General features: G+C 71.7%; 7 protein-coding genes and 1 pseudogene. All 8 read right to left on the reverse strand.

Annotated elements, in window-relative coordinates; genetic code table 11:
* Positions 1 to 5: 5 nt before the first annotated feature.
* The gene (gene pstA, locus ACWD0A_RS31385; RefSeq protein ID WP_451303624.1) at positions 6 to 1,079 is read right to left on the reverse strand and encodes a phosphate ABC transporter permease PstA; all 1,074 of its coding nucleotides are present in this window, start codon (positions 1,077 to 1,079) and stop codon (positions 6 to 8) included.
* Positions 1,076 to 2,071, reverse strand: coding sequence for a phosphate ABC transporter permease subunit PstC (gene pstC, locus ACWD0A_RS31390; protein ID WP_451303626.1), 996 nt, complete (start codon positions 2,069 to 2,071; stop codon positions 1,076 to 1,078). The genes pstA and pstC overlap by 4 nt, the downstream gene beginning before the upstream one ends.
* A gap of 95 nt (positions 2,072 to 2,166) precedes the next feature.
* Complete coding sequence (pstS, locus tag ACWD0A_RS31395) at positions 2,167 to 3,297, reverse strand: phosphate ABC transporter substrate-binding protein PstS (RefSeq protein ID WP_451303628.1); 1,131 nt, start codon at positions 3,295 to 3,297, stop codon at positions 2,167 to 2,169.
* Between the two features lie 238 nt (positions 3,298 to 3,535).
* Positions 3,536 to 3,952 carry an NUDIX hydrolase gene (locus ACWD0A_RS31400; RefSeq protein ID WP_451303630.1) on the reverse strand — a complete coding sequence of 139 codons (417 nt, stop codon included), beginning with the start codon at positions 3,950 to 3,952 and terminating at the stop codon, positions 3,536 to 3,538.
* On the reverse strand, positions 3,949 to 5,142 hold the full coding sequence (locus ACWD0A_RS31405) for a CHAD domain-containing protein (protein ID WP_451303632.1): 1,194 nt from the start codon (positions 5,140 to 5,142) through the stop codon (positions 3,949 to 3,951). The genes ACWD0A_RS31400 and ACWD0A_RS31405 overlap by 4 nt, the downstream gene beginning before the upstream one ends.
* Complete coding sequence (locus ACWD0A_RS31410) at positions 5,129 to 7,360, reverse strand: RNA degradosome polyphosphate kinase (RefSeq protein ID WP_451303634.1); 2,232 nt, start codon at positions 7,358 to 7,360, stop codon at positions 5,129 to 5,131. The genes ACWD0A_RS31405 and ACWD0A_RS31410 overlap by 14 nt, the downstream gene beginning before the upstream one ends.
* A gap of 201 nt (positions 7,361 to 7,561) precedes the next feature.
* On the reverse strand, positions 7,562 to 8,506 hold the full coding sequence (locus tag ACWD0A_RS31415; protein ID WP_451303636.1) for an ABC transporter permease: 945 nt from the start codon (positions 8,504 to 8,506) through the stop codon (positions 7,562 to 7,564).
* Positions 8,503 to 9,383, reverse strand: a pseudogene (locus tag ACWD0A_RS31420) (ABC transporter ATP-binding protein). The gene ACWD0A_RS31415 and the pseudogene ACWD0A_RS31420 overlap by 4 nt, the downstream one beginning before the upstream one ends.
* Positions 9,384 to 9,532 lie beyond the last annotated feature (149 nt).

A 9,532-nucleotide genomic window follows, 5' to 3' on the forward strand; every position in this document is an offset into this window, starting at 1 on the left:
TGGCCTCAGCGGCCGGTCTTCGGGGCCTTCCAGCGGGCGATGCCGCGGGCGACCAGGTTGAGCAGCATGACGAAGGCGATCAGCACCAGGGCGGCGCCCCAGGCGCGGGCGATCGAGGCGTCCGTGCCGACCGCGTACTGCTCGTACACGTACAGCGGCAGGGAGGACTGGGCGCCTTCGAAGGGGTTCGGGTTGATCAGCTTCGTACCGAACACGAGCAGCAGCACAGGGGCGGTCTCACCCGTGACGCGCGCCACGGAGAGCATCACGCCGGTGGTGATGCCGCCGATGGCGGTGGGCAGGACCACCTTCAGGATGGTCCGCCACTTGGGCACGCCCAAGGCGAGCGATGCTTCGCGCAGCTCGTTCGGGACCAGCTTCAGCATCTCCTCGGTGGAACGGACGACCACCGGCATCATCAGGATCGCCAGCGCGATGGCGCCGGCGAAGCCGGAGGGGCCGAAGCCGAGCATCTGGTTCCACGTGGCGAGGACGAACAGGCCCGCGACGATCGACGGGATACCGGTCATGACGTCGACGAAGAAGGTGACGGCCTTCGCCAGCTTCCCGCGCCCGTACTCGACCAGGTAGATCGCGGTGAGCATGCCGATCGGAGCGGCGATCACCGTGGCGATCAGGACCTGCTCGATGGTGCCGAGCAGCGCGTGGTAGATGCCGCCGCCGGGCTGCGCGTCGAGCACGCCGTTCATCGAGTGACTGAGGAAGTAGCCGTCGACGACCTCGATGCCCTTGCTGATGGTCACCCAGGCGAGGGAGAGCAGCGGCACGACGGCCAGGACGAAGCACACCCAGACGACGCTGGTGGCGACGCGGTCCTTGGCCTGGCGGACGTTCTCCACCTTGGTCGTGATGACGAAGGTCGCGGCGACGAAGATCAGCGCGGCGATCAGGCCCCACTGGACGCGGCTGTGCCAGCCGGCGCCCAGGCCGATCCCGCAGCCCGCGGCGATCGAGCCGACCGCGATGGCCGCCGGTGCCCAGCGCGGCATGCGCGCGTGCGACAGGGGGGCGGTGCGCACGGCGGGCGCCGGACGCGTCTCCTCAATGACCTGGCTCATGCGTTGGCCCCCGAGTACTCCTTGCGGCGGGCGATGATCGCGCGGGCCGCTCCGTTGACCAGCAGGGTGATGACGAAGAGGACGAGGCCGGAGGCGATCAGCGCGTCACGGCCGAACTCGTCCGCCTCGTTGAACTTCGCGGCGATGTTCTGCGCGAACGTGCCGCCGCCCGGGTCCAGCAGGTGCCCGGAGATGATGAAGCTCGGGGACAGGACGACCGCGACGGCCATCGTCTCGCCGAGCGCGCGGCCGAGGCCCAGCATGGAGGCGCTGATGATGCCGGAGCGGCCGAAGGGCAGCACCGACATGCGGATGACCTCCCAGCGCGTGGCGCCGAGGGCGAGAGCGGCCTCTTCGTGCATCTTCGGCACCTGGAGAAAGACCTCACGGGTGACGTTGGTGATGATCGGAAGGATCATGATCGCCAGCAGGATGCCCACCGTGAACAGGTTGCGGGCGACACCCTCGCCGGTCTTGTCGAAGATGTAGGTCCAGCCGAGGTACTCGTCGAGCCAGCTGTTCAGGCCGTCGAGGTAGGGGACCAGGAAGATGGCGCCCCACAGGCCGTAGATGATGCTGGGGACGGCGGCGAGCAGGTCGACGAGGTACGCCAGCGGCGCGGCGACCCTGCGCGGCGCGTAGTGCGAGATGAACAGCGCGATGCCGATCGCGACCGGCACGGCGATGAGCATGGCGATGACCGAGCTCACGACCGTGCCGAAGGCCAGCACGGCGATGCCGAAGACCGGCGGGTCGCCCGCCGGATTCCACTCGGAGGCGGTGAGGAAGTTCGCGTCGTCCTTCGAGATGGCGATGCCGGCGCGGTACGCGAGGAATCCCGCGATCGCGGCCATGATCACCAGGAGGAAGATGCCCGCGCCCCGGGACATGCCCAGGAAGATGCGGTCGCCGGGGCGGAGCCCTCCTCGGGCGGTGCCCTCGGACGGCGGCGCGCCGGGCGGTGGGTTCTTGGTGGTGGTTGCTGTATCCATCTTCAGTCTCCGGTCTGCGGAGCCGTACGGCTCCAGGCGGCGGTGCACCGGATGCCGGGGCCGGCCCGCGGTGGCGGACCGGCCCCGGCCGGACGTCAGGCCAGGGTGGGGACGATCTCGCGGACCTTGGCCGCGATCTCGGCGGGCAGCGGCGCGTAGCCGGCCTCAGCGAGGACCTTCTGGCCCTCGTCGCTGACGGTGTAGTTGAGGAACGCCTTCAGGGTCGGCAGCGTCTCCGCCTTGTTGCCCTTGTCGCAGGCGATCTCGTACGTCACGAGGATGATCGGGTACGCGCCCTCGACCTTGGTCTTGTAGTCGAGGGACAGGGCCAGGTCGTTGCCGGTGCCCTTGATCTTGGCGGCGGCGATGGCCTTGGAGGCATTCTCGGTCGTGGCCTCGACCGGGGCCGCGGCGCCGGTGTTCAGCTTGATGGTGTCGATGGACTGCGAGGTCGCGTAGGACAGCTCGAAGTAGCCGATGGAGCCCTGGGTCTGCTTGACCTGGGAGGCGACACCGGAGGAGCCGTTGGCGGCCTGGCCACCGGGGGCCAGCCACGACTTCGACTTCGGGTCGTGCTTCCAGTCGGCCGGGGCGGCCTCGCTGAGGTACTTGTGCAGGTTCTGCGTCGTACCGGACTCGTCCGAGCGGTGGAAGGCCTGGATCTCGCTGTCCGGGAGCTTCGCGTCGGGGTTGAGCTTGGCGATGGCCTTGTCGTTCCACTTGGTGATCTTCGAGTCGAAGATCTTCGCCAGGGTGGTGGCGTCCAGGACCAGGTTGTCCACGCCGTCCAGGTTGTAGCCGATCGCGACGGGGCCGCCGACCATCGGCAGGTTGATGCCCTGGCCGCCCTTGCAGATCTTCTTGGACTCCTCGACCTCCTCCGGCTTCAGTGCGGAGTCGGAGCCGGCGAAGGCGACCTGGCCCTGGTTGAACTTGGTGATGCCGCCGCCGGAGCCGATGGCCTGGTAGTTGACCTCGACGCCGGAGCAGGCGGCCTGGAAGTTCTTGACCCACAGGTCCATGGCGTTCTTCTGAGCGGTCGAGCCCGCCGCGAGGAGCTGGCCCTTGGCGTCGTCGCACTTGATGTTCGACGCGGCGCCGGTCTTCTCGCCGGGGGTGGGCGCGGTGTTGTCGTCCGAACCACACGCCGTGAGGACCAGGGCGCCGGACAGGGCGAGGGCACCGAGCGCGGTGGCGCGAAGCCCGTTCTTGCGCTGAAGCTTCACTTTCGGGTGTTCCTTCCAGTTGCCGCGATCGCGTGCGGCGTGCGTCGGGGTGGGGGGACCGGCACTCCACCGGTCACCGCGTAAGGCCGAAATTAGGCAGATCAGGTGAAGTGACCAACGGGAGAGAGTGAACGCAAGGTGAACCGTGTCCGGCGGCCCGGTGCCGCTCCCCGGATTGGCCCGATCGAGGGCATGGTCACGCCGGCGGCGTCGGTGGGGCGGTGGTGCGCGGTGGGGGTCAGGCGGTGTGCAGCGCCTGGAGAAGGGCGTCGACCAGCGTGCGGTCGCGGGGCTGCGTGAGGCGCTCGCGCGCGGCGGCGGGCGGCAGCCAGACGATGCGGTCGACCTCGCGGCTGGCGGCGAAGGACCCCGAGCGGGCCTCGGCGGCCCAGTACGTGACGTGCTTGGGACGCCCGTTGGCGATGTAGCGGACGGAGGGCAGCCGGGCCCCGGGGACGCACCGGTGGCCGGTCTCCTCCAGGACCTCGCGCAGAGCGGCGCCGATGGCGTCCTCACCGGGCTTGAGCTTGCCCTTGGGGTGCGACCAGTCGTCGTACTTGGGCCGGTGGACGAGACAGATCTCGATGCCGTCGTGTCCGTGCGGCGACCGGCGCCACAGCACGACGCCGGCGGCGAGCACCGCGCCGTCGTTCATGGCGCGCTGACCGTCACCGTGGCGTGCCGCCATTCCTGCTGGAAGGCGAACCTGGCGGCCTCGACCTCGTGCCGCTGGTCGGCGTGGAGCACACCGAGGGCGTACGCGGTGGCCGGTGCGATCCGGGGGGTACGGGCGGCCGCCGCGGCGGCCTCGGACGCCTCGGCGGCGTCGCGGTGGTGGTCCAGCACCCGCCCGGCGTGGCACAGGACCGGGTCGGCGCCGGGGTGCAGGACCTCCTGGGCGTAGCGGTGCAGCCGCACCAGCCTGCGGACCTCGTGCCAGGGGGCGTCCTGCTCCTCTCCGGCAGTGGCGGCGAGGCCGTTGACCAGGGCGTCCGCGTTGTACGGGTGGGCCGCGCGGCCCAGGGGGAGCTGGGCGACGGCGTCCAGCAGGCGACGCTCCGCGACCTCGGCGAGCAGGCCGAGCGTGTCGGCGGCCGGGCCGGCGGCTGCGGGGGCCAGGGGGAGGTCGGAGGCCAGTAAGGCGACGGCGTCGGCGACGGCGTGGAACCGGGAGGAGCCGAGCGCCTGCAGCGCGGCGGAGTGCGCCCTCGTCCGGGCGAGGGTGAGCTGCCGCTCCAGCAGGGCGCCGGCCCGCGCGGCCCCGACGTTGAGCACGCCACCGCGCGCGGCCCCGGCCCCGCGCCCCGGGCTTCCGGGGCCGTCGACCCCAGCCCCGGGACCTGTGCCGCGGCCGTCGTCGGCCGGGGATCCCTCGCCGCCTCCTGCGTCCCGCCCGGCGCGGCTGCCCGCGGCGGCCGTCGGGCCGGGGGCGCCGGCGTCAGGCGCGCCGCACCGGCCCGAGGCGGCATGCAGCGGGGAGAGCTCCGTCCTCGCCGGCGGGAGCGGGGACGCGCCCGACAGGCGGGACAGGGCGTCCAGCAGGCGGGACAGGCGGGACGTGCAGGCGTGCTCCAGCGCCAGCGTCGAGGAGAGCCAGCCCAGTTCCGTGCGCAGGCCGTCCGCCCACGCCGGGTCCAGCAGCGGGCGGAAGGTGTGCAGCGTCCCGCTGATCCGGCGCGCCGCCGCCCGCAGGGCGCGCGCCGCCTCCGAGGCGCTCGCCGTGTCCGCACCGCTCTCGCCGTGCAGCCGCAGGCTGCGCAGGAAGTCCCCCGCCTGCGCGTGGAGGTAGTGGGCCACCGCCTCGCCCGCCGTGGCCGTGTCGCGGGAAAGTTCAGGGCTGTGCACGCCGGCGCCTCCGGGCGTCTATGAGCATCTCCTGTACGTGCCGCAGCGGCTGGCCGTCGGAGTCCGTGGCGTGCCGGGTCCACGCGCCGTCCGGGCCGAGGTGCCAGGACGACGTGGTGTCGGACATGCCCGTCTCCAGCAGCCTGGTCAGGGCCGCGCGGTGGGCCGGGTCGGTGACCCGTACCAGTGCCTCGATACGGCGATCGAGGTTGCGGTGCATCATGTCGGCGCTTCCGAACCACACCTCCGGCTCGCCCCCGTTGCCGAAGGCGAAGACGCGGGAGTGCTCCAGGAAGCGGCCGAGTATCGAGCGCACCCGGACGTTCTCCGAGAGGCCCGCCACGCCGGGGCGGATCGCGCAGATGCCGCGTACCCAGATGTCGACCGGGACGCCGGCCGCCGCCGCCCGGTAGCAGGCGTCGATGATCGCCTCGTCCACCATGGAGTTGACCTTGATGCGGACATAGGCGGGGCGTCCGGCGCGGTGGTGGGTGATCTCCTTGTTGATCCGCGAGATCAGCCCGTCCCGCAGCGACTTGGGCGCGACCAGCAGCCTGCGGTAGGTCTCGCGGCGCGAGTAGCCGGAGAGCCGGTTGAAGAGGTCGGAGAGGTCCGCGCCGACCTGCGGGTCCGCGGTCAGCAGCCCCAGGTCCTCGTAGAGCCGGGCGGTCTTGGGGTGGTAGTTGCCGGTGCCGACGTGCGAGTAGCGCCGCAGCGTCTCGCCCTCCTGGCGTACGACGAGCGACAGCTTGCAGTGCGTCTTGAGGCCCACGAGCCCGTAGACGACATGGCAGCCGGCCTCCTCCAGCTTGCGCGCCCACTTGATGTTGGCCTGCTCGTCGAAGCGGGCCTTGATTTCGACGAGGACGAGGACCTGCTTGCCGGACTCGGCGGCGTCGATGAGCGCGTCGACGATCGGGGAGTCGCCGGAGGTGCGGTACAGCGTCTGCTTGATGGCGAGGACGTCGGGGTCGGCCGCGGCCTGCTCCAGGAAGGCCTGGACGGAGGTGGAGAACGAGTCGTACGGGTGGTGCAGCAGCACGTCCCGTTCGCGCAGGGCCATGAAGATGTCGGGCGCGGACGCGGACTCGACCTCGGCCAGGTCCCGGTGCGTGCCCGCGACGTACTTCGGGAACTTCAGCTCGGGCCGGTCCAGCGCCGAGATCCCGAACAGGCCGGTGAGGTCCAGCGGTCCGGGCAGCGGGTACACCTCGGCGTCGGAGACCTTCAGCTCGCGCACCAGCAGGTCGAGCACGTACGGGTCGATGGACTCCTCGACCTCCAGGCGGACCGGCGGGCCGAAGCGGCGCCGCATGAGCTCCTTCTCCAGGGCCTGGAGCAGGTTCTCGGCGTCGTCCTCCTCGACCTCCAGGTCCTCGTTCCGGGTCACACGGAACATGTGGTGGGCGAGGACCTCCATGCCGGGGAACAGCTCTTCGAGGTGCGCCGCGATGACGTCCTCCAGCGGCACATACCGCTGCGGGCTGGCCTCCAGGAAGCGGGAGAGCAGCGGCGGCACCTTGACGCGGGCGAAGTGGCGGTGGCCGCTGACCGGGTTGCGCACGACGACGGCGAGGTTCAGCGAGAGCCCCGAGATGTACGGGAAGGGGTGCGCGGGGTCCACGGCCAGCGGCGTGAGGACCGGGAAGATCTGCTGCCGGAACAGGGTGAAGAGGCGGGCCTGCTCCTTCTCGGTGAGATCGGGCCAGCGGATGAGGTGGATGCCCTCGTCGGCGAGCGCGGGGGCGACGTCCTGCTGGAAGCAGGCGGCGTGGCGGGCCATGATCTCGCGCGAGCGGGTCCAGATCAGGTCGAGGACCTCGCGGGGCTGGAGGCCCGAGGCCGAGCGGGTGGCGACGCCGGTGGCGATACGGCGCTTCAGTCCGGCCACCCGGACCATGAAGAACTCGTCCAGGTTGGACGCGAAGATCGCGAGGAAGTTGGCCCGCTCCAGCAGGGGCGTGGCCGGATCCTCGGCGAGCTCCAGGACACGTTCGTTGAACGCGAGCCAACTGCGCTCGCGGTCGAGGAACCGCCCCTGGGGCAGCTCTCCGGCGAGCGCGTGCTCCGCGTCCTCCACGTACGTGTCGAGATCCGCGTCGATGTCGGGTTCGAGATCGGAGACGGTGGCGGCCACGGTGTGCGGCCGGTGCGCGGCTATGGACGCGACGGACGGCTGGGGGTGCTGGACCGGGACCTCGGCGGGCTGCTGGCTCATGGACCCATTCTTCCGCGCGGAAAGAGTCACCGGCGCGTCGGAGAGGGCCGGGGCGAGGGCTTTTCTCCCGTTGGGGGAGTCGGGCACAGCGGGCTGCATTGGCCGAGGGTCGCAAGGATGTCTGAATGCCCGGTAACGACGACATGACGTGAGGGAAAGCGTGGCGGGGCCTCGGGGGGACGCGAGGGCCCCGCCGGGGCGTCAGCCGTGCCGTCGGCGGAAGATCCGGAACGCGGCCCGAGCGGCGACGGCGGCGACGGTGAGGACGATGCCGGTCTCGACGAGCTGGAGCGGCCACAGGTGCGATGCCGGATGGTAGTCGTACCAGCGGCCGACGATGTCGTGCTCGGCGAGGCACGCGTCGCGGTCGAGGACGAGGCAGGTGTCGCCGCCGAGGCGTTCGCCGGACACGGTCAGCAGCCCGGTGTCGGTGAAGAACCAGTCCTCCATGAGGGGGAACGCGTCCGGGTCGGTCCGTGTGCCGGTCGTGGTCGCCCACAGGCTGCCCCACTGCGACGACATGGCGAGCAGGACGGCTCCCGTCACCGTTCCCGCGACGGCCATGGCGGCCAGCGTGCGGCGCACCAGCAGCCCGGTGAGCGCGCCCACCGCGACCGCGAGCAGGCCGTACGCGATCGCCGTAGGCCCGATGGCGAGGAAGACATGGCGCGAGTACCAGCGCAGGTGCGTGTTCGTGGACACCGGTTCCCAGGCCAGGCGGAAGACGCCGATCAGGGCCGCCGTGAGGGCGGTGACGGTCACAGCGGGGACCGTCACCTTGGTCGCGAACCACCGCAGCGGCGTCACCGACTGCGACCAGGCCAGCTTGTACGTCCCGCTCTCCAGCTCCCGGGCGACCACCGGGCCCGCCACGGCGGCCGCGACCAGCAGCGGCAGCAGCATGGCGGCCAGGCCGGCGTACTCGACGATCACCAGGAGCGCGCTGCGTACATCGGAACGGGGGAACAGATTGCGGTCGAAGTCGTCGGGCGGGGTCGCCTCGAACCAGATCCGCAGGCCCGCCGCGACGGCGGCGGACAGCACCAGTGTCCCGGCCGCGACACCGAGGACGGAGCGGTGCTGGCGGACGACGACCCAGGCGGTGCCGCGCAGGATGCCGCCGGTGCCGGAGGACAGCGCACTCATGCCGCCACCGCCGCGTCCGTCGTCAGCAGGGCGGCGGCCCCGGGGGAGCGGAGATGGGCCATGAGCAGCTCCTCCAGGGAGGGGGTCGACGTCTGCCAGACGGGGTCGAGGACGCCCTGCGGGCGTATCAGCGCGGTGAGCTGACGCCTGTCGTACGGGACTCCACGACGGTGTGCGGCGCGAGGTCCGTGACGGGGCCGGTGAGCAGGGTGTGCGCGGCGAGCAGGTCCTCGGTGTCGCCGGCGAGGCGGATGCGGCCGCCGTCGACGAGCAGGACGTAGTCGCAGGTCGACTCCAGCTCGGACAGGATGTGTGAGGAGATCACGACTGTCGTGCCGTGCTCGGCGGCCTCGGCCATGAGGGTGCCCATGAGCCGGTGGCGCGCCAGGGGGTCGAGGTCGGCCATCGGCTCGTCCAGCAGCATCAGTTCAGGGCGTTTGCCGAGCGCGAGGGCGAGCGCGACGCGGGTGCGCTGGCCGCCGGAGAGCGTACGGATGCGGGTGCCGGCGCCGAGACCACCCTCCTCGACGATCCGCTCGGCGAGGGCCTGGTCCCAGCGCCCCGGGTTGAGTTCGCGGCCCAGGCGGAGGGTGTCGGCGACGGTCAGCTGGGGGTAGAGGGGTTTGTCCTGGGCGACGTACGCAATGTGTTCGCGCACGGACGCGGGCTCGGCGCCGAGCACCCGCAAGGCTCCCTCGCCGGGGCGCGCGAGCCCCGCAGCCAGCGCGAGCAGGGTGGATTTCCCGGCGCCGTTGGGCCCGGCCACGGCGCACACCCGGCCCGCGGGCACCCGGAACGAGCAGTCAGACAGGGCCGGGCGGCCCTGCCTGCGGTACGTCCTGCCGAGGCCGTTCGCCTCGATCGCGGTGGCGGTCATGCGCCGTCCCCCTTGTGTCCGTGCGGTTCCTCTTCCTCCAGCACGGAGGCGAGGAGCGCGGTGATGTCGTCCGTCTCCAGTCCCGTGGGGGGGGGCCGCCCCCCCCCCAACCGGACGCCACGCCCCCCACCCAGTCACGGCGCCGCCGC

Source organism: Streptomyces sp. NPDC002867 (assembly GCF_053591895.1).

Bases quoted from the DNA above. Each gene is read 5' to 3' on its own strand.
- pstA (WP_451303624.1), bottom strand. From the start codon at position 1,079: ATGAGCCAGGTCATTGAGGAGACGCGTCCGGCGCCCGCCGTGCGCACC.
- pstC (WP_451303626.1), bottom strand. From the start codon at position 2,071: ATGGATACAGCAACCACCACCAAGAACCCACCGCCCGGCGCGCCGCCG.
- ACWD0A_RS31400 (WP_451303630.1), bottom strand. From the start codon at position 3,952: ATGAACGACGGCGCGGTGCTCGCCGCCGGCGTCGTGCTGTGGCGCCGG.
- ACWD0A_RS31410 (WP_451303634.1), bottom strand. From the start codon at position 7,360: ATGAGCCAGCAGCCCGCCGAGGTCCCGGTCCAGCACCCCCAGCCGTCC.
- ACWD0A_RS31415 (WP_451303636.1), bottom strand. From the start codon at position 8,506: ATGAGTGCGCTGTCCTCCGGCACCGGCGGCATCCTGCGCGGCACCGCC.